9 protein-coding genes are annotated in these 22,890 nt (G+C 43.9%); 1 reads left to right on the top strand and 8 read right to left on the bottom strand.

What is annotated here, in order from left to right; translation table 11 throughout:
- Positions 1–2,250, bottom strand: coding sequence for an inorganic phosphate transporter (locus tag K8P02_RS13530; protein WP_223381384.1), 2,250 nt, complete (start codon positions 2,248–2,250; stop codon positions 1–3).
- A gap of 63 nt (positions 2,251–2,313) precedes the next feature.
- Positions 2,314–4,392 (bottom strand): RNA degradosome polyphosphate kinase, encoded by a 2,079-nt coding sequence (locus K8P02_RS13525; RefSeq protein WP_025866726.1) that lies wholly within the window; start codon positions 4,390–4,392, stop codon positions 2,314–2,316.
- A gap of 54 nt (positions 4,393–4,446) precedes the next feature.
- Between K8P02_RS13525 and K8P02_RS13520 the strand changes: the two genes are divergently transcribed.
- Positions 4,447–4,938: a metallophosphoesterase family protein gene (locus tag K8P02_RS13520; protein WP_223381382.1), complete on the top strand. Its 492-nt coding sequence runs from the start codon at positions 4,447–4,449 to the stop codon at positions 4,936–4,938.
- Between the two features lie 103 nt (positions 4,939–5,041).
- On the opposite strand, the gene K8P02_RS13515 is transcribed toward K8P02_RS13520, so the two are convergent.
- From K8P02_RS13515 to K8P02_RS13490, 6 genes are all read right to left on the bottom strand, one after another.
- Positions 5,042–7,384: a GH92 family glycosyl hydrolase gene (locus K8P02_RS13515; RefSeq protein ID WP_223381380.1), complete on the bottom strand. Its 2,343-nt coding sequence runs from the start codon at positions 7,382–7,384 to the stop codon at positions 5,042–5,044.
- 245 nt (positions 7,385–7,629) lie between these two features.
- Positions 7,630–12,966: an FG-GAP-like repeat-containing protein gene (locus K8P02_RS13510; RefSeq protein WP_025866727.1), complete on the bottom strand. Its 5,337-nt coding sequence runs from the start codon at positions 12,964–12,966 to the stop codon at positions 7,630–7,632.
- Between the two features lie 12 nt (positions 12,967–12,978).
- Positions 12,979–14,970, bottom strand: a complete 1,992-nt coding sequence (locus tag K8P02_RS13505) for an alpha-galactosidase (RefSeq protein WP_025866728.1) — start codon at positions 14,968–14,970, stop codon at positions 12,979–12,981.
- A gap of 47 nt (positions 14,971–15,017) precedes the next feature.
- Positions 15,018–15,515 (bottom strand): hypothetical protein, encoded by a 498-nt coding sequence (locus K8P02_RS13500; RefSeq protein WP_025866729.1) that lies wholly within the window; start codon positions 15,513–15,515, stop codon positions 15,018–15,020.
- A gap of 101 nt (positions 15,516–15,616) precedes the next feature.
- The gene (locus tag K8P02_RS13495) at positions 15,617–17,647 is read right to left on the bottom strand and encodes an FG-GAP repeat domain-containing protein (protein WP_025866730.1); all 2,031 of its coding nucleotides are present in this window, start codon (positions 17,645–17,647) and stop codon (positions 15,617–15,619) included.
- Positions 17,648–18,576: 929 nt separating this feature from the next.
- Positions 18,577–22,626 (bottom strand): hybrid sensor histidine kinase/response regulator transcription factor, encoded by a 4,050-nt coding sequence (locus tag K8P02_RS13490; protein ID WP_025866731.1) that lies wholly within the window; start codon positions 22,624–22,626, stop codon positions 18,577–18,579.
- Positions 22,627–22,890 lie beyond the last annotated feature (264 nt).

Raw genomic sequence — 22,890 nt, 5'->3', positions numbered from 1 at the left:
TCAGGCATCCGTTTCCATTTGGAATTTACGGCTTACCTTCATCAGATTGATTGTATAAGTTACCACATTTTGTGCTTCTTGTACCATTGTCAGGTATATCATACTTACTCTGACACTGCCTGTTTGGCTTTGGATGCGTTGTAACTCCTGACGTTTCAAGTGTGAAAGTTGGGCATTAAGGTCATTGGCACGACGTACTTCTTCCTCAAAATCATTATAATCGTTGGATTCAAGTTTCTTGCGGCACTGCTGTATCAGATAAGTGATATCTTCGGCTACGTCTCCGAATTCTCCCTTCTGAATGGCATCCAGCGGATTGAAGTTATTGTCTGTATGTTCCAGACAGGGTTCGCACAGGCGGGCGATACTGTATACCAGTTCGCTGGCAAAATCATTTCCCTGATAATAGTAAAGACCTTTTTCGAGTACGGTGTTATTATCCAGTTTGCACATTGCTACGGTTCCCGTTCGCTTCATTTGCTTGATAAGCTGCTTCTCAAACTTGGTGGAACCCATTGAGCGGCGTAATCCCCGCAGGTTCTCGTGAAGGAAGGAGGTGACTGTCAATTCAAAGTTGGTTTCGGCATATTCAAGTACTTTGCCTAACTCTTCGCGGGTGTGCTGGCGCATCAATTGCAAGGCTTCGTCACTGTTGCTGGTTTGCATCAGTTGTTTCAGTGTTTCGTTGCCTTTTTCCTTCTCTTTTTTCTTTTTATAGATTACCTGGCTGCGAATAAGCGAGAGTACTGCCAGAGCGATAAGAGCGATGATAGCAATTGTACCTCCGAAGTAGATAATCATGGCTACGAAGAAGCAGATGGTGAAAGCCGCTCCGGCGGTAAGAAACCAACCGCCAATAACGCTTAGAACACCGGTGATGCGGTAAACGGCAGAGTCGCGTCCCCAGGCACGGTCGGCCAGTGAGGTACCCATGGCTACCATAAAAGTGACATAGGTGGTAGACAACGGAAGTTTCAAAGAAGTACCTAATGCGATAAGTAATCCTGCCAATACCAGATTGACTGATGCACGGACAAGGTCGAAGGCAGCTCCGTCGGCAATGATAGCTTCGTCTTTACGGAAACGGGTGTTGATCCACTTTTTTGTACTTTCCGGCACTATTTCTGAGACGCTATTTGCCAGTGTCATACTGATACGTACCAGCGTACGGGCAATTGGGGTACTACCGAAAGTTTCTTCTCCTTCGTCCTGGCGGGAGAGGTCTACGGAAGTCTTGATAACATTATGGGCTTTCTTCGATGTACAAAGCGCATATACCATGATCGCTCCTGCACCTATCAGGAAGTACCAGGGAGTTTTGGCGGGACCTAGCAGTGAGGACATGAGAAAATCATTCGGACCTGCTGCCATGCCATTGGTTGTATAGTCAATAAAAGAGGAATAACCGGCCAGGGGGACACCGATAAAATTGACAAGGTCATTGCCTGCAAATGCCAGTGCTAATGCGAATGTACCTAACAATACCACTACCTTAAATACATTCACTTTCAGCCAGTGGAGTATTTGCATCAATATAGTGAAGAAGACAAAGAAACATCCGATCAGCATTGCTGTGTTATCCTGTACCCACTGTTTGGCTTCTGATGTCATAAATGAGCTGTCTTTCAATCCTTTGATAAGCATGAAGTAGATGATGGCTGTAGTTGCGATGCCACCGAACAGCGCAATGCTGTACTTCATCTTCTTTTTATAGTTGAAAGTAAAGACGATACGTGCCAACCATTGTACCAGCATACCGAAAAAGAAAGCGATGGCCACTGAAACGAAGATAGCCATAATGACGGACAATGCTTTATCCGTATTGATCAGGTCGCCCAGCCCTAACATATCATTGTTGTGGACTTTGATAAGTGCCAGTGCGAAGGTACCTCCCAATAGCTCGAACACCATTGAAACGGTGGTAGAGGTAGGCATCCCCATTGAGTTAAACACATCGAGCAGTACGACATCCGTCAGCATCACGGCAAGCAGTATGCACATGATTTCGGCGAAGTAAAAATGCTCGGGTTGATAAATGCCGTGTCGTGCGATGTCCATCATACCATTAGACAACGAAGCACCGATAAATATACCGATGCCTGCTATGAATAATACTGTTTTAAAGGAAGCTGCTTTCGCTCCGACGGCGGAATTTAAAAAGTTAACGGCATCGTTGCTCACTCCGACCATGAGGTCGAATATTGCAAGCACAAATAAGAAGATGACGATGCAAAGATAGATTGTCTCCATAAATGTATTCTGTTTCTGACTGCAAAGGACGGATTTTCGTGTTGCAGAGAAGTGTCATACATATTACAAAGATGTTTCATTTTTCCTTTTCAGGTAATTATAGAAAGTATATTGCGCCCGGATACCCTCTCCTTTGGACTTACTTTTGAACACATTGCACAACCTCTCGTCTACGAAACAAGCTTTGCGATTGTCAGAAAGTTGTATGTTCAGCATGTCGATCATTTCCTGCCGCAGTTCGGGGGAGAGTACAGGGGTTACCGCTTCGATCCGGCGGTAGAGATTGCGGCGCATCCAGTCCGGTGAACCGAAATAGATTTTCGGATGTCCGGCATTGCCGAAATACCATACGCGGGCATGTTCAAGGAATGTATCCACAATACGGGTGATACGAATGTTACGGCTGTATGACTGTCCCGGTATCAGGCAACAGATGCCTCTGACGATCAGGTCAATTTGTACCCCTCGTTGTGAGGCTTCATACAAGCGGTCGATCATGGCAGGGTCCTGCAATCCGTTCATCTTTAGTATGATTCTTCCGCCCCGTCCTTTTTCGGCCAGTTCTATTTCGTGATCGATAAGGCGGTTCAGCTCTGGTATCAGGTTGAAACGTGCTACGAGCAGTGTACTGAATTTGGGATTCTCCTTCCCCTGCAAGGTGCAAAAGAGCGTATAAAGGTCTTTGGTTATTTTAGGATTACAGGTGAATAGTCCGCAATCGGCATAAAGCATGGCTGTCTTTTCATTGAAATTACCGGTACCTATGTAAGCAAAGTCGCAGGTTTTGGGATCGTCGCCTTTACTCTTCCGGCGGATAAGGGCTACTTTGGCATGCACTTTGAGTCCCGGAAGGCTGTAGATGATTTTTATTCCGGCGGATTTCATCATCTCTGCTGTAGCCAGGTTATTCTCTTCGTCAAAACGGGCTTTGAGTTCTACGAATACGGTTACTTTCTTTCCGTTTTGCGCTGCTGCTATCAGCGTATTGATGACTGCGGAGTTTTCGGCTACACGATATTGCGTTACCATGATTTCTTTCGTTTGCGGATCGTGTACGGCTTCATACAGGAAGTGTATAAAGTGTTCAAACGAGTGGTAAGGATAATAAAGCAACAGGTCTTTCTGCTTCACATAGTTGAATATGGATTCTTTTTCATCCAGGCAATTCAGCTTCATAGGTCTGGGTTTTTCCAGTGACTTCAATGCCCTGTTCGGGTTGGGCAGATGACGCAGGTCTTCAAGATTGAGATGTTTGTCGCCCGGAACCAGTTCCTCCCTGTTTATTTGGAAGGCATCTACGAGGAAGTCCAGAAAGTCCGATGGCATACCGCGGTCGTATACAAAACGGCATACAGCTCCTATTTTGCGTTTCTTCACTTTTTTCTTCACCTGTTCCACAAGGTCGGCGGTGCTGGTAGTATCGTCTATCAGTATATCGGCATCCCGCGAGATTTTGATGCAATAACTGGAGTCCACATCGTATCCCGGGAAGATGAGACCGATATTGGCCTTTATGATATCCTCGATAAACATCAGGTAATAGTTGTCTCCCTGTTTGGGAAGTTCGATGAAACGGGGCACTTTGCTATATGGCATCTTCATTACGAAATATTGCACATGATCCGGGTCGGTCTGCTCCGTGCCGTGCATGAAGAGACGCACTGCGAGATAAAGCCGGTTGTCCCGCAAGAATGACACGACGCGATCTTTGCATACCGGCACCGGTTGGAGGAAGGGGAATATCTCTTCACGGAAGAAGTTCCGGATGAACTCCTGATGGAACGGTTCAACATTCCGGCTCTGATAAAAAATGATGTGGTTCTTGCGTAAGGCAGGCAATATCTTATGTTCGTAGATACGGATACGGTCTTCCAGTTGGCGGTTTACTTCCTGGTTGATATTCTCCAGCAATTCGGCAGCCGATTGTACGGACTCTTCATCGCTTTGGGTGACACCGGATGCCACTGCTTTATGATCGGCTACACGTATTTTGTAAAACTCCTCCAGGTTGGAAGAGTAGATGGATATGAAGTTGATGCGCTCATACAGTGGAAGTCGGTCGTCATTAGCTTCCAGCAGTACGCGATAATTGAATGACAGCCAGCTTATGTCTCTTTTAAAATACTGATAATTGCTTTCCATTGCGTTAAGATTTTCCCAAATATAAGTACCTTTGTGCATATAAACAAAGAAACTATGATGAAAGTTGGATTATTATCGGATACGCATGCATGGTGGGATGAGAAATACCTGGAATATTTTGAGTCTTGTGATGAAATATGGCATGCAGGAGATATCGGTTCGGTGGAGGTAGCCGAAAAGTTAGCGGCTTTCCGCCCTTTGCGTGCTGTTTATGGAAATATTGACGGGCAGGAGATCCGTAAGATGTTTCCGCAGGTCAATCGGTTTACGGTGGAAGGTGCTGAGGTCTTGATAAAACATATCGGAGGTTATCCGGGGAAGTACGATCCCTCTATAATAGGTAGCCTGATGGCGCGTCCGCCTAAGTTATTTATCAGTGGGCATTCGCATATCCTGAAGGTGAAGTATGATAAAACATTGGATATGCTTCACATCAATCCCGGTGCGGCAGGGATGTCCGGTTTTCATAAAGTTCGTACCATGGTACGTTTTGCGATAGAGAACGGGGCGTTTAAGGATTTGGAAGTAATAGAGTTAGCAGGGTAAACAGGGAATATTCCCCGGCTCCGGGGAGGAAGGTGCTCGGCTCCGGGGAGGAAGATGCTCGGCTCCGGGGAACACTCTCCTCCCCGGAGCCGGGCATTTAGCTCTATTCAGCTCCCGTCCCCCATGACTTCATCGGTTCCGGTCCCATCTCAAGAGTGAGTGTCCCTCCTTTTGCAATGTCGGCATGATCAATAAAACATTGGTTGTACTCTTTGTCGTTGAGCCATGCGCGCTGGATGTAGATGTTCTTCTTTGAGTTGTTCTTTGCAACGATGCTGAATGTTTTGCCATCCTCCAGGCGGAAAGTTACTTTGCCGAATGCCGGACTTGTCAGTTCGTATCGGGTCTCTCCCGGGCAAATGGGGTGGATGCCGGCTGCTGCAAGTATATACCAGGCAGACATCTGACCGACGTCTTCGTTTCCTGCCAGTCCTTCAATGTCGTTTCGATAGGCATTCTCACAGATACACCGGGTCCATTTCTGCGTCAGCCATGGGGCATTCAGCCGGTTGAACATAAAGGGAACCTGATGTACCGGTTCGTTGGAGTGGTTGTAATACTCATTCCACAGGAAGTGCTTGGGTGTCTTCTCAAAGAAGTCTTCCAGATCGTTCAACACCTTCTCTTCGCCACCCATGAGTGCTACCATTCCGTCGATGTCATGAGGTACAAACCACCCCTGTTGGTAGGGGTTCGATTCGATGGAGCCGTGCCATTCCGTCAATCGGCCGTTGGCGGGCCACTCTTCCCAGGCTCCTGATTCGCGTTTGGGGCGGAACCACATCTTGTCTTCCGAGTCGAAGATGTTCTTGTAGTACAATGACTTCCGGGTATACTTCTCGGCGTCGTCCGGTTTGCCCAATGCCTTGGCAAGCTGTGCCACACACCAGTCTGTGTATGCATATTCCAGTGTCTCCGAGATAGAATATCCCTTCTCTACGGGTGTGTATCCTAACTCTTCTTTGTTCCCGATCAACTCGGAGGTACGTACGGCTGCCCGGTAGGCTTTCTCAATGTCATACTTCCGGATGTTCTTGGCATAAGCATCTGCCAGAACTGAGATGGCCGGGTTGCCCACCATACATCCGCTGTAGGCATTGAAGAATTCCCATCTTTCCAAATATCCTTTTCCGCTCTCTTCGGCCAGCGTCACCAACGAATTTATCTCGTCATTCACCAACGTGGGGTTGATGATGGTTTGCAGGGGGAACTGGCTTCTGAACACGTCCCAGCCACTGAAGATGGTCCGTTTCGTGAAGTCGGTCGTCTGATGAATCTGATGATCGCCGCCCGGATACCGTCCGTCTACGTCTGTCATGTTGCGCGGATCGATCATGGTGTGATACAGGGCAGTGTAGAATGCGACTTTCTCATCGTGGGTGCCTCCTTCCATTAAGATTTTCGAAAGTTCCTTGTTCCACAACTCTTTGGCCTGTTTCTTTATTCCGTCGAACGTTTGCCCCTGCAACTCTGCTTTGAAGTTCTTTTCAGCACCCTCCAAGTCGGAGAAGGAGATACCTGCTTTCAGGGTAACTTCTTCCTGATCGGTGGTGGGGAATTCAGCAAAGAAACCTACGTGTTTGCCTTCCAGTGACTTCTTGCCTCTGATAATGCTCGATTGGGCGATGCGAGCCTGATAATTGTCGCTCAGCACATTTTCGCGTTTGCGTTCCCAATCATCCGGAATGTCGGCACTCCAGAAACCGTAATTGTCCAAAGGTTTGCTGAACTCTGCATAGAAAAACACCGTATAGTCGGGGTTGCCATATCCGTCTCCCCAACCACCTCCTTCGGGTGTGCACTTCATCCAGCCGCGGATCGTGTTGTCATTGACCACTTCCACGTACTGCGTGGTAGAGGTTCCGCCAACACGTCTTGCCAGATCGATCTGGATGCGCGACAAGTCGCTGGCAGGGTAGGTAAATCTCAGCGCACCTCCGTGCGGAGAGGCAGTTGCCTCCGTTAGGATGTCATACTTCGTTAAGCGTGCGGTGTAGTATCCGGCAGAAGCAGCTTCCGATGCTTTGTCGTACTCCGAGCGGTATCCCTTCTTCTCCGGATCGCTCTCTTTGCCGGCAATCACCTGAAGTTCACCGGTAGTGGGCATCACCAGGAAGTTTCCTAAGTCGCCATACCAGCCAACGCCACTCATTTGGGTGAAAGCGAATCCCTCGATAGTCTTATGCTGATAGCCATATCCCGATCCGTAGTCGCCTCCGGTGATGGTGTTGGGACTTACCTGGGTCATTCCGAACGGAGTCGCTGCTCCGGGAAAGGTTTTCCCCATGCTGTTGAAAGATTGTTCCGTATCGGCTTTGACACTGGTACCGATGAAAGGATTGACGTAGGATGACAGGTCTTCCGCACCGTCCGTACGGCTTTGGCAGGTGCTCATACCTGCCAGTAATACCAGTGAAAAAGCTGAATGAATGAGTTTTCTATTCATAAAAGATAATATTATTGGAAAAGAATAAGCAAAACTCACCACAGAGTAGCACAGAGTTCCACAGAGTAGTATTTATCCGATGAAACGCGGATTAACACAGATAAACACAGATTAAAAGACTGTAGTTCTTTATCATACATTTGTTTCCCTTTGCAAAAATCTGCGTTCATCTGCGTTTCAATAAAGATTTAAACTCTGTGTTCTGTGGTGAAATACCGATCCCGATATAAAAAACGAACTCTTAATTAATGAATCGTTACTTTCACCGTAGATGCTTCGTTATTCCCATAGGATAGGCGAACAATATAGACGCCTTGTTCCAAAACAGCAGAAGATTGTTGGGCAGCCGTAGCGCATACACCGGCTGACATCATCAATCCATTGGCAGACAAGATGGTATACTCTACCGGTTCTTGCCCGTTGTTCTTGATGGTAATCTGTCGTTGGGCGTTTGCATAGGCTTCTACCCCGTCAAAGGCAATTGAGTGGATGCTTGTGATAATATCTTCGCTGATGCTGGCAAACTGACTTCCCAGGTCCGCTTGGTCTACTGCCTGCACGCCAAAAGTATACTTTCCGCTTGCCAGTCCGTTCAGTTCAAAACGGTTGGTCTGGATCAATGGAATCAGGTTCCGGACTTTCAGTACTCCGGTTTGAACATCTGTCGGTGCGTAGGCATATACAGTGTTGTCGGCATTGTTTTTTACGTACACATTGTAGCGAAGTGCCTCTTGCGGCGTATGGTCGTCTGTTGCTTTGCTCCATGTCAGGATCACTTTGCCGTCCACCGACTCTACTTTCAGATTGGTAGGAGCCGCAGGCGCTGTATTTGCCTGAATATTACTCTTGCTCAGATCATTGAAAGCATATGCATTTTTCCAGTCATTCTGCCAGCCGAAAGAAGCTACATCCAATGTACCGTCTCCGTTGATGTCCACCAGGTTGATGGCTCCGCATCTTTCTGTTATTTCCGACGGAACACCACCCAAGGCAAAAGTATTGTCTCCGTAATTATAGAAAACACGGGTTACAATGCCTTCTCCGGTCACAATCAAATCCATGAAACCATCGTTGTTGATGTCTCCTGCCGTAGCCTGAACACATTTACCGTTGATAAGGCCGGTACCCTTGACTTTGATAAAATTACCGCTCTTATCGTTCAAGTACAGAGTGGCGCTTGTTTCGTTCACTTCCACAATATCTGAATAACCGTCGCCGTTGACGTCTACCAACGCTGCATCAGAGAATGGCTTCGGAACAAACCCGTCCATGGCTACCTGCTTGAAAGTACCGTCTTGATTGTTGATGTAAAGATAACCTACATCTTCGGCTGAAGGCAGAAACGCGCGTCCCTGGTTGTAAATGTCGAGATAACCGTCGCCGTTGACGTCGCCTACGTGCACGGAACCCTGTGTGATGTGTCTGAACTCTCCTCCGTCAACCACCGTCGTCTGGCGTACAAATCCTTTTCCTTCCATGTTTTTGTAGAGGGTAGTGGCAGAAGTTCCGGTAGCTTTGTTATACGGCACATCGCTGGAAACAAGAAGGTCCGTCCAACCGTCATTGTCGTAATCAAAAGCAATCAGTCCGCGTCCGCTGTGTTCGTCTTTCAAGAAATAGTGTTTCAGGAATCCGGTAGCGAGTGTTGTGTTTTTTACATAGGCATACTGATTCTCCGCACCCGTATTTTCAAGAATGAGAGGCAGGCTGGTTCCGCTCGAACTTTTTCCCATCACCACGATGTCCAGGTCGTTGTCATTGTCGTAGTCTATAAAGATAGCTTTCGACCGGGACATTGCTGCCAAGGCGGCATTGTCGCTCTGAACTCTTTTGAACTTCCCGTCTTGAGTCTGTTCATAGAGTGCCAGCGTACCGGAGTCTCTACCTCCTGTGATGAGCATGTCTACTCGTCCGTCGTTGTTGAAGTCACCCCAGATGGCATCTCCCGACTCTAAATAGTGGGGGAACGTACCACCTACTGTCCAAACTACCTCTTCCACCTTCAACGCGGGGTATTTAACGGTGAGGAATTCGCTGGCAACGTCTGCCTGGTCAACAGACTGTACACCGAACGTGTATTTACCATCCGGCAGGTTCCATTCAAATGAGTTCTGATTGATCAGGGTTGTGATGGCTCCTCCTGTCTTCAGCTTACCGGTAGTGAAATCTGCCGGAGAATAGAAGTATACAATGCCGCTGTTCTCATCTTTGGCATAGACGTTATAACGAATGGCATTGCTCGGAGTGATGGCATCTGCCGCAGGTTCCCAAGCCAGCGTAAACTTTTCGTCGGCATAGGTTACGGTCAGGCCAGCCGGAACTCGGGGAGCAATGTTTGCCGGGAGGGTGTTTTGAGACAGGTCATTCAGCACATAAGCACTTGTAAAGCCGTCACCATAACCAAAGTTAGAGAGGTCTAAGGTTCGGTCGCCATTGATGTCTACCAAGTTTAAGTTACCTGAGCGGGCTGTCACTTCTTTGGGCACATCCACGCCTTTGAACGTGTTGTTACCGTTGTTGTAGTAGATCTTGGTCATGATGTTGAAACCGGAAACCACCAGGTCTGTCCGCCCGTCATTGTTCACATCGCCGGCGGTAATGCTTGTGGCTCCGCTTTTCGTCAAACCGGTCACCGTTTCATCGTATTTGGTGAATGTATTGTCCTGGTTGTTGATAAACAGATTGGCAGCGTTGCTGTTTATTTCGACAAAGTCATCGTAACCGTCTCCGTTGATGTCAGCAAAGACCGTCTCTGCTGCCTGTGAAGCAGTAAAGAGTTGAGAAAGTGCTTCCGAACGGGAGAAAGTACCGTTCTTCTGATTCAGATACAGGTCTGCGTAGAAATCACCGTTCCATCCCTGAACGAAAACATCGGCATATCCGTCATGATTTGCATCGCCTACGTGGACCGATCCTCCGCTCACTGCCCGGAAGTCATTGCCGTCCACCACATTGGGCATCCGTTCAAATTTCCCCTGGTTGTTGCGGAAAAGAGCGGTTATGCTGCTCCCGTCGGTTGTTACTCCTGTCAGGATCAGATCCTGCCAGCCGTCGTTATTGTAATCGAATACTTGCAGGAAGCGTCCCGGGCGATCATTATCACCAGCATTGCCGGAGGTGACACCCATCAGCTCTGCACTGCGTTCCGTATCTTCCGAGAAGGTGTATTCGGGGGCACCGTTGTTCCGGTATACATGCGTTACGATTTTCCGGTTACCGGAAAACTCGTTGGTTCTTCCGGAGATGATCAGATCGAGATTGCCGTCGTTGTCATAATCAATGGCAGCGGCAGAAGCCCAGTTCAAGGCGGGTAGGGTAGTGGCTTGCAGGGTAAAACCGGTACCACCGTCATTCATATATAGCCCGATGTTACCACCGCCTTGTCCGGCAATGTAGAAGGCATCTTTATAACCGTCGTTGTTGAAGTCTCCCCAGATGAATCGTCCGTCGATCACCCAATCGGCAGGAAAACTGCCGCCTGACTTCCAGACAGCTTCTTTCAGAACCTGCGGAGTGGGGTTCTTGGGATAGATCTTGAATAGCTTCACATCTCTTGTGGGTATACTTTCAGTCCAGTTACCGGTCTTTATCGATTCCTTATTACCCCACAATTCGCGAACGACGTATTCCGTACCCTGCTCTAAGCCCAGACGATCGAAATCCATTGCCCGGTTGATCGTTGTGCCATAATTAAATGTAGCCACATACATGGTGTCTGCCACAGTGGCATAGAAGCTACGGGCAGCATCCTGATTTCCTCCGGCCGGAGCAGAATCCACCGGACGGAAAGCTTTGCACTGACTTGCAATTCTTATGATCTCGGGATTAGTGAGGAGTTTCTTTGCACGTGCTTTGGCGGTGATTACAGCGGCATTGGAATTGTCACTGAAGTCATCTCCCAATATAAAGATACCCGTAAGGATGGAGGAGGTGATGCGCGAACGGTTTTCGGCTTCCGAATAGCCCTTGATCACTACATGGTCAGCATCGTTATACTGATAAACATGGTCGAGCCACCAGCCGTAGCTCAAGCAGTTCAACACGTATTTAGTGTTGTTAATATCGCCCCATGCGTCACAACTGATGCGACGGCTCTGTGCATACTGGGCAGGGAAAATGGGTGCAATGGACAGATTGACGTAGATTCTTCCGGCGGCATATTTGTATATCTCCTGCATACCTTTGTTGTAAGCCTGTATACCGGTATGTACGCTCTTGTCGTAATAACTGTCTGCTTCTACGGCACCATGAGACATAAAGTCGATCTTTACATAGCTAAACCCTTTGGCTATATGGCTTTCAATGGCGTTCTTTATGCCGGAAAGCACTGAAGGGTGGGTGGGGTCGAGTGCATAAGCACCGTCGAAGCGGATGTATTCTCCATTGGCTTTCAGGCAAACATCATATGGATCGTCTCCCCAGGAAACGAACGTATTCATGTATCCTCCCACCTTTTGTCCTCTCGCTTTGCATTCGCTGATGAAGGCTTCCATCTTTCCTTCGTCGTCCAGCTTTCCGCCGCCGGCATCCAGTCCGATATACACATCATTTGCTCCGTTGGAGAACTCTTTCAGTTCATTCTTGATGAAAGCGGCTGTCTCAGATGCGTTCTGATAGTTTACATCTCCTTGCAGTACTCCCCAGCTGTTCCAGCCGAAAGGTTTGTTACCGTCCCAGACGGCTTTGGGAGCAACAATAGCGTTTACATCCCCAAAGGTTTCCATACCTTGGCGCCAATCGGCGAAGTAACCGATGAATACTTTAGGCGATTTGATGATCTTACCTCTCAGCTTTCCGTGAGGGGTAGGGGTATTGGTCTTGTTATTATTGAACCCTTTGTCCGTGTACTTGTCTCCGCTGTTTTTATAATACGTGTCACGGGTAAATTCGGAGGTTATTCCGCCGTATACTTCCAGATTGGTAATCTGGTTGCTGTTCCTTGTATATGCCACCACTCCTGTTTTCCAGTCGGTGTGTTCTACCGAGCCGAGAATCAGTCCCTGCCGCGTGTCGTCATTGTAGAGTCCGCCCACTTCATAGCTCGTAGAAGACTCAGCTGTCTCTTCGGAGTTGAAGTTATAGGAGCCGAAGCGTACAAAACCATCGTTGTCAAAAGGAACAAACAAGGCTCTGTTTTTATTGGCAGGCAGGAAGCTGACTTCAGTCGTGCTTCGTACGGGTGCCATGTAATTGGATGCTAATTCCTGATCGGATGCGATGCTGAACTCCGTCAGTATATAGTCATTGTATAAGTAATAATCCTGAGTGACCGTAATACCATCGGTTGTGTTGGCCGTAACGGTTATTTTTTTCCCTGTGCCGAACGGGTCGGCTACCTCTGCCGTCTGAATCGCATAACCACTCAGTTGGTCTTGGAAATACTCTTTATCTCCGTTTTTGAATGCACAACTACTCTCATTGACTACGAGCGTGTTGTTGTGGTATACACTTACTTTGGCATTGTTCTCGTTGATGTCGATTCGCCATTTCCCTACCGTTACATCTGCGGCGCAAACCGGATGAGTCGGGAAACAGAGAAATGACAGACAGCAAACTGCTGTTAATAAGACTTTGGTTCTCATGCTATTGGGGTTTTATTGAATTCTGATTAGTTTCACATCTTTTCCCGGGATGGTAATGGCTTTACTCAGGTCAATCTCCGCTCCACTCCAAAGTTCTTTGGCGTTAAGAGTTTCTGCAGGATTGAGACCTATTCTTTCGAGCGGTACATTCACGCTCATTTCTTCTTCTCCGTAATTGAAAACTACGTAGTAAAGTGTGTTATTATCCTGTCTCATGAATTGATTCTCGGAATTAGTTCCGATACCCTCTATCGGACGGAAGGATACACCGTTGGCAATGAGATTGACGTCTTCATTCGTCAGATATTTGGTTGCACGTTCCTTACCTTCTTTTGAGCCGCCTTCACTAAAATCGTCACCTGCAATGTAGAGTCCGGTGATGACAGCTGAGGTGATTCTTGCACGGTTTTCTCCTTCGGTGGCATCCTTCAACACCACGTGGTCGGCATCATTATATTGGTAAACACGGTCAATCCACCATCCGTACGAAACGGCATTCATGGTATATTCCGTATCTTTTATCTTGTTCCAGGCATCGCAGGCAATACGTCTTGACTGGGCATACTGAGCTGGGAATATCGGTGAGATGGAAAGGTTGATATACATATCACCAAAGTACTTGTTCAGTAAAGCCATTCCGTAGTTATAGCCCTGTATACCTGTCTGTATTTCGGGGTTATACCAATGATCTGCTTCCATAGCTCCATGCGTCATGAAGTCCATCTTTACATATTCAAAACCACAACGGCGGAAGAGTTCGGATGTTTTCTTCATTTGTGCTTCTATTGCCGGATGGGTAGGGTCTACGGCATAAGCGCCGTCCAGTTCCTGTGGCTGGCCGTTTGCATACAAGTATACATCTTTATATTTGTATTCAGGTGCATCATGCAGTACGTTTTCAGCTTGTCGGCCCCAGTCAGTGAAAGGAGTCCAGTATACACCGGCAATCTGTCCGTTTGCTTTGCAACGGTTAACAAAAGCGGTCAGTTCTTGCTCTGAAAAACTGTTCCAACCGGAATCCAGCCCGATATATACGGTATTGTCTGTATTACAGAAGTGGTTGTTTTGAAGATTGTTCTTGAAGAAGTCCGAAACTTCCAATGCTTTGGGGTAAGTAAGCCCGAACTGCAATACTCCCCAGCTGTTCCAACCGCAGGGTACTGCTTTGTCCCATGCTTTGGGAGGTGCTATCAGAGCATTGGCATCGGCATACTCTTCCAGTCCTGTGCGCCAATCGTCAAAAAGTCCGAATAAAACTAACGGTGATTTAATGCTTTTACCCTTTAGGGCACCGTGTGGCTTGGAGTCGCGTGTCAATTCGTCGGCAGCACCTCCGTAGCAGATCAATGATTTTAAATTGTTGGCGTCTCCGGATTGCATTTCGATGGCTGTTTTCCAGTTGTCGTGCTCTATAGAACCTACAACAAAGCCTTTTCTACTCTCATTGTTGAAAACAGCTGTGACTTCGTAACTGGTTAGTTTATCAAAGGTGAGTGGATGCGACTGGTAGCGTACCCATTTGTCGTTATCGAAAGGAATGAACAGAGCTCTATTGGTTCCCTTATCCAATAGCTGCGGCATCTCGTCTATGTTAATTGGGGCCATAAGGTTTGATTCCACTTCGGCTGATTCGCCGTTCAGCGTGAACTCCGTCAGGAAGTAGTTTTTACCGGGGATGGGGTAAAATTGTTGTTCCATTTGTGGCAGATCTTTTCCGGTGTAAGTGACCTTGACTACCGGTATTTGCCCGAAAGCATTTTCCACTTTCTCTGTGGTCATCCGGACTTTGGTGTAATCTTTAGACGTAATTGTATCGCCATCGTACAGGAAGGAGGCGTACAAGCCGTTCAGGGAATAGTTGTCGCCAGCTTTAATATCAATGGTATTACTTTGCTTGTTGTATTCAAAAGTCCACTGATCCAGATTGATTTTCGTGTTGCTGCAAGAAGACAGGCAACCAACCACGAGAAAGTTTAGAAACAGATATTTAGTAAAGCTTTTCATGTTGTGAAGATTGTTTTATTGTGAGACTGTTGTAATCAGTCTCTTGTTTATACTAATTGAAATTTGACTATTGATAGATTTTCCTTCTGAAAGGAATATTTGGCACATAAGGAGGTTAAGGTAGCATCTCCCAATAATAGTGTGCCACAAGGAAAAGGGCGTGGATAGGGCTTTTGGTAGTTCTCTGCTGTCAGTTTCAGATATTCCGAGAATTCGTTACTGTGATAAATAGAGGGTAAGCCGGTGAGATTTGTTTGCCCCTTGGTGAAAATTTCATCGAAAGTACCTATCTTTTCTTTGTTGTTTTTGGCAATGCGTATGTCCCAGACGTTATTATGACCGAAGTGCAGACAAATGGCATCGGGACGGGTTGTTACTACTACTCCCAAAGTACCGTTTCCTAACAAAGCTCCTTCAAAGAAACCGGGAACAGGTTTGTCTGTAATAATAGGATGCTTAGCAGCTATTTTCTGTGAGTCGATGGCATGTGTAGAGATGCTTATTAAAGATAAAATGCCGACTATCAGATAGTGTGTCTTTCTCATAATAATAGGTTTTAGAAACTGAAAAAAGGAACTGTCCCCAATATAGCTGAAATGAAACAGTTCCTTTTCTTATAATAATATCCTGAAAAATCTATTTTACCTTATTTACCTACTTTATAGGTGCGTCCTCCGGTTGTGATCAGATAGATACCGTTTGAAGAAACTGGAATCACCTTGTTTGCTTTATCTTTTGTTACTACTCTTCCAAGCATATCGGTTACTTCAACATCGAGGTTACTGTCTGCTCTTACGATAAAGCCTTCTTTAACTGTTTCGATGCGAACGTTGTTGGCTACTTCGCTCTGAGCAATACCGGTATCTTTACCAAGTAATTGAGTTGTGAAAGTACTTGCACCTTGTGCCTGATCGATGGCCTGTACACCAACGGTGTAGCTATAACCTTCGGAAGCATCTACTTTCATAGAATATGATTTCAATACACTGCGTACACCTGTCTGATAGTCAGTAATCACTTTCAAACGTCCTGTTTCCGGATTGGCTGGGATAATCATTGAAATCTTTCCGGTATTGTTGTTTTTTACATAAACATTGTAGAACAACGCCTCTGCAGGAGTTACATCATCGGTAGCGTCGTCCCAAGTTACAGTCAACATACCCTTTTCGATTTTGGCAACAACATTGGTAGGAGCAGTAGGAGCTTGGTTCACGAAGTCGGATGTGTTTTTGAACATGGCAACTTCATTTGAAGCATTACCATCCACTCCGAATGCATCTAATTTACCGTCATTAGAGAAATCGGCAATAACAAGTCCGCCCTGACGTTCGCCGGCGTTAAATACTTCTTTTACGCCTCCGAAGTCATATGTATTATTGTCACGTTGGTAGAGGATACCACTAAAATATCCCTCCTTATTCGTATATCCCATAAGTGCGGCATCAAGTTTACCGTCATGATTCATATCTGCAAAAGTACCAGTAGGTACTGCTCTTACCTGTAAGAAACCTGAAGTTTCCATATCTACCGGAGTAAAGACAAGGTCACCTTCATTCATGTAGATTGTTCCTCCGCCGGGAGTTGGTGCACCATCACCCAATATGATAAGATCCATTAGGCCGTCTCCATTCAAGTCTTCTACAAAAAGAGTGATATCATAACCTCCCTGAAAAGTATCATTATCAAACGGTGTCACATCCAAGAATGCAGTACCTTCATCTATATTCTGATAGATTCGGATTTCTTTGCCGGACTCTCTAAAGCTACCATCTTTATTGTCCGCATATCCGGTACAAAAGATATCCAGCCAACCGTCGTTGTCAATGTCTACAAAAGCAACGTCACCATGACTTATTGGTTTAAAATTACCATCCAAACCCTCTTCCCCGTTGGTTTCTGCTATTTTTTGTATAGTGAAAGTTCCGTCACCACCATTGTTTTTGTAAAGTTCAACGAAGCGTCTTTTAAGGCGTTCCGGATCGTAGTTCGGATTTTCCGGGTCGTTACTCTGATCTTTGTTTTCACATCCCATGAGCAAAACGTCAACAAAGCCGTCTTTGTCATAATCACCTATAGAGATACCAGTAAGATAATCTTCATTATGTGCTTGGTTGAGTCCGTGATTTTCTACTAACTTAAATTTGTAGTCGTTTTCCGGTCCCTGATTTTCAAGAAGCATTAAATATTCGGATTCATTGGTTAGGAAGTTGTGTTCTCCTTTTCCTCTTATAATAAGGTCCAGATTTCCGTCATTATTGAAATCAAGGAAACGGAAAAATGATTTTGTACTTACCGGCAGATTGATAAGGTCTTCAACCGGAGTTCCCGGAGCGTCAGGATTATCCTCTGTTCCTGCTTCGTGTTTGGATTTTGCTGAAATAGTAAAATTGCCATTCCCGTCATTCTTTATTACAATGGCTGCACAAAACCATCCTCCGACATCAAACTTACCGTCTTCAACGTAATCTTTATGACTTTGTCCACCCATGATGATATCCATAAAATCATCATTGTTAAAGTCGCCTACGGCAGGGACGGTACGGTGTGTAAAAGGTAACATAGGATTATCTCCGTTACTGGACATTATTTTATCGAATGTTACTTGTGCTGATGCTCCGCAGGTCATTAATAGTGATAGAGCGACCGTACTTTTCTTTAAAGAGAAAATGTTCTTCATAATCTTTACTTTTAAATTGGTTAATAGTTTTAAAAACTGAATGCACAAATGTAGCGTAATGGTTTATTAAGGCTGTCGTTAAATGTATCGATAACTATAATAAATGTAGAAATTTTCGGCGTTTGAGTGGTTTGTAGTCCATTTTCTACATTTGTGCTATTAGGTGAGAGTTTTGTTGTATTCTGTCTTGTGCTTGAAATGCGAAATTCTTATGTGGAATAGAACTAAAATGATTTTAGAGTAATGTTTCGATGGGTATGGAATATGAAATTAGCTAATATAGATATCTCTGTACGATCTATAGAGTCTGTATGTCGGGCACGCTTTGGTAGCATACAGAATATGCCTTAGCTTCATGTCGCTGATGTGAAATTTTATATTGGTGATTTTCTTTGCAGTGCTGAATCATACTGCTGACAATAGTTATATGATAGGAATTACATTCAGCATAATCTCAAAATTGTAGTTATTTCAGAAAGTAAGATGACGCAAAAGAATAGGTGAAGCAGAAGTTGGCATGTTGAAAATATGATACAGATTTATGATTGCTTAATATTCTGCAAATCAATATGTTATAGTATCCGTTTTTTCCTCTACGAGAAACGGGTCGATTCTCTACGACAATCGAGGCGTTTCTCGTAGAGGATCGAGGCGATCTCCGTAGAGAAATGAAATGAAAGTCTATAAGATTGACAACAGGTATAAAAGATAATTAAACTGATTTGAGTTTGTTGTAGCGAAAAAAGAAAACAGGAATAAAGACATAAAGCAGCTTGTTCTATTATCAAAAATAAGCCTGATATAGATATCCTTTAAATACAATTTACTTTGTTTTTAAAGGCTAATATAAAACGGTAAATGAGCCACAACAGATAAGTTATATCCACTGTGGCTCATTCACCGTTTTATAACAAACTATACCTTTCTATTTAGCTTTTTCCTGCTTTGCTACTTTTTGCAAACTCTTTGGGGGTCATACCAAATTGTTGAAAGAACATCTTACCGAAATAAGACGGAGAGTTAATTCCTACCATAAAGCAAACTTCTGCTATTTGATATTCACCTTCCTGTATCAGTTCTGCAGCCTTTTTCAGTCTGATTAGTTTGATAAACTCAATAGGGGAGAGTGAGGTTATCTGTTTTACTTTTCGATGGAGTCCTGAACGGCTCATATACAGGTTGTCAGCAAGATATTTCACATTTAGTTCCGGGTTAGCAAGATCATGATTTATTATCTCGATGATCTTGTTTAGGAATTTCTCATCGTTTTTACTCACTTTCATCTTCTGTACCGGGAAGAACGGTTTATTCAGGAATGCCTTTTTCTCTTTTTCCCTATTTTTAAGCAACATATTAATATGTTTATACAGATAGTTGAAAGCCGTAGGCTTTTCGATATATGCATCTGCGCCTATCTCAAGACTTTTCATTTTACTATCCATATCCGTTTTGGCAGTAAGCAGCACAAAAGGTATCTGAGCAAGGTCTTCGTTTGATTTTACGTTCTGACACAGTTCCAGACCATCCATTTCGGGCATCATCAAATCACTCAGAATGATGTTAATGTATTTCTCGTTTAAGACTTTCAGTGCTTCAACTCCATTTGTTGCAATGTAGACATTGAAATATTTTTCCAAGCGTTCTGATAGATAGCTTCGAACCTCCGGTTCATCTTCAACTATCAGTATGCTGTTTTCTTTTATTTTCGGTTCATCTTCTCCCAATTCTTCGTATTCTTCAGTGTCGGAAATAACAGTTGGAGGAGTATTCTGTTCGATGAAAGTTGTAGATTCACTATCCTCTTCCTGTTCCTTTTCCTCTGTATGTTGTTCGTCTGCATTGATGCTGATTGGAATAGATAAAATAAACGTGGTCAGGGAGGCGGTAGTATCAAGTATTAATTCGGCATTATTGAGTTTTGCCAGATTACTGGCGAGAGACAATCCTATTCCACTTCCGGGAATATTGGATACCTTCGTTGTACGGTAAAATGGTTCAAATATCTTTTTACTCAGATTGTCCGGGATAGGAGCACCGTCATTGATAACGCGTATGTGAGCGATATTATCATCTGTAGCATACAAGTCTACTTGAATTGTTTTATTTGAATATTTTAATGCGTTGTTTATCAGATTACTGATTATCTTAATGACTGATTCCTGATCTATATTGGCTATCAATACATCGTCAGTAATGTGAAGTGTAAGTTGTTTCTCTTTTTGCTCAAACGTGAGTTGGAATCGATTTATGGTTTTGGTTACCAGATTGTTGAGATTGGTATTTGTGGGATTAAGTATAAATTTACGTTCATCTATTTTACGGAAATCGAGTAACTGGTTGATTAGATCAAGCAGACGTTTTACATTTTGTTCCATAATACGCATGTTCTTTCTGATGGCTGGCGGATCTATTTCATTCTCTTCCAAAATAGCCTCGAGTGGGCCGTTGATTAGAATAAGAGGAGTTCGTATTTCATGTGCGATATCAGTAAAGAATTCTATTTTAGCATTATATATATCTTTTTCGCGTTGGTTGTCTGCTAAAATCTGTTTCTGTGCATACCGTTTCTTTTGTGTGCGGTCATACAGATAAATAAAGGTAATAACCCCTATTAGAAAGAGGAGGATATAACAATAGGTGGCTATTGTGCTTTGCCACCAGGGGGCTTTAATAAATATTTTAATAGATGTTTCATTATCCCCCCATTCACCCAGACTATTGGTCGCTCTGACACGGAAAGAGTAATTGCCTGGGCTAAGATTGGTATAGGATACACTACGGTTATCATTTGTGATAGTCCAGTCTTTGTCAAAGTTCTCCAGTTTATAAGAATATTTATAATTACTTGATGAGGAATAACTGAGCGAAGCAAATTCAAAACCAATACTGTTCTGGTCGTGATTCAGATGGACCTCATTTGTGTAAATAATACTGTTGGTAAGTGGAGATCCTTTCTCGTTTACTTTTAATTCTTCGTTAAATATCAGTAACTTGGTAATATAAAGTGGAGCTGTGACATGAGGACGTTTAATGTTGTTTGGATCTACGGCCATTAGCCCGTTGATGGATCCGAAATATAACTTTCCAGACCGGGTTCTGATCCCTGACTTATAATTGAATTGATTGTTATTGATGCCATCTTTTTCGGTAAATACCTGGATTGCTTCCGTCTCGGGATTAAAACGTACCATGCCATGATTGGTACCAAACCATAGTAGCCCTTCATTATCTTCTATTATTTTGTAGGCAACGTCATCGGGTAATCCTTCGTTTTTGGAGTAAGACTTGAAACTATTTGTCTCTTTCATATATTTGCATATGCCTCCACGGTCTGTTGAAAACCAAAGATTTCCTTTTCTATCCTCAGTAACGCTACTCACAGAGTTAGAACTTATGGTATTGGGATCTTCCTGCCTGTAAATATAATGCTCAACTATTTTATCTGTTGCTCTTAACTTAAACACTCCATTTCCCATCGTACAAACCCATATATTACCTTTTGAATCTTCGTATATGTCAAAAATGAAGTTGTATCCGAATTCATTATGACGCTCAAATTTCAGGTTGTTTTTATCACTGGAGTAAACTCCCCATCCATTTCCTAACCAGATTGTTCCTTTTCTGTCCTGATACAATGCCCAAATACTTGATTCGTCAATATCCAATTGTTCGGGGCTGAGATGTTTTCGGGTTTTAGTTTTCAGGTTATAGATATCTATTCCGTTTTTGAATAAACCCACCCATATCTCGTCTTGATTTTCTATAATGGCCTGAGGAATAAACTGAGTACCTCCTGTTGGAGTAATTCTTTCAAAAGATTGCTTTTTAGGATCAAAGACTGATATGCCATTGTCTTCGGTACATACCCATATCTTTCCATTCTGGTCTTCTTTCAGATCACGTATGATTCTTCCATCGATAGAGTTTTTTTGTTGGCTGGGGAGATATCTATCTATAGTCAGTGTTTGAGAAGGAATGTAATTTACTCCTCCGAATACAGTACCAATCCATATTCCATTCTCATTATCCTGATACATAGCGTAAATTTTGTTGTCGGTCAGACTATTACCTATCATCGGATCACTGCGGATTAATTCAGTTTTGCCAGCATCTTCATCTATTATATAGATACCCTGTTCAGTACCGACCCATAATTCATTATTGAACACCTTGACATCTCTGATTATTTTGTGATGGACATCGGCGGCATTAACTACAAAAAATGTGTTATTGTTGTAATCGTATTTTTTTAATTCTCCCTCGTGTACACCCAATATAATATAATCTCCGTATTCGCAGGTACTGTATATCATGTCATTTTTGATGGATATACCATTCCTGTCTACGATATGTTGCTCGAATTTATCGGTTTTAGTATTGTAATGATACAAGCCGTCTTTATTGGTTCCTATCCATATTTCACCGGATTTCAGAATCGTAATACATTGTGGGTGTTTAGAAGCCTGATTACTTGCAATAATAAAAGGATAGTGTGACAGGCTATTGGTATCAATGTCAAATCTGAACACCCCCTGGTTAGGTATTATTATCCATATCCTTTGTTCTTTATCTTCCGCTATCTGGGCTACCCAATCGGATATACCTACTCCGGTCTCTGTAGTGATGTTGAAGTGGCTGAATTTTTCCGAAAGAGGATTATAGATGTATATGCCACGGTCCGTACCTACCCATATATTTTTGTTCTTATCTTCAAATAGGGCAGAGATGTTATTGTTGCCGATCCCTCTTTTTTCATCGTAACAATTGTATATTCTCACTTTCTTTCCATCAAAACGGTTTAGTCCGTTTTTAGTTCCGAACCACATAAAACCTTTGCCATCTTGAATGATTGTTTTAACATTGTTCTGAGATAGGTTTTGAGCCGAAGTTACATAGTAATTTTTGGCCAGTGTCTGACAATATACGTTCAGAAAGAGAATGTTACAGATGAATAGTAATGGAATACGTATTTTATTCATTATATATGATTTAAGTTAACTTAATGCGTTAAGTTATGTTATATATTGACTATTAGTGTATTAGTTGAACGTATGCTGACACGAAGCCTCAGGTATTAGTGCTTTTGAAGATAGTGACTGGTAAACTTCCCTTGTAGAGGCTAATCCTAAAGGATGTTGCAAATATCGTGATTTATTTGACAGGTTGTATCTGTTTTCCGGCGAAAATTATGAATTTGCTTTGTTGGTAGTTATTTGCTTTTGTAAACCCAACAATGAAATGTA

Source organism: Bacteroides nordii (assembly GCF_019930665.1).
Taxonomy (GTDB): Bacteria; Bacteroidota; Bacteroidia; order Bacteroidales; family Bacteroidaceae; genus Bacteroides; species Bacteroides nordii.
Note: the sequence above shows the minus strand (reverse complement) of the source record. Positions and strands in the feature narration are given on the sequence as shown.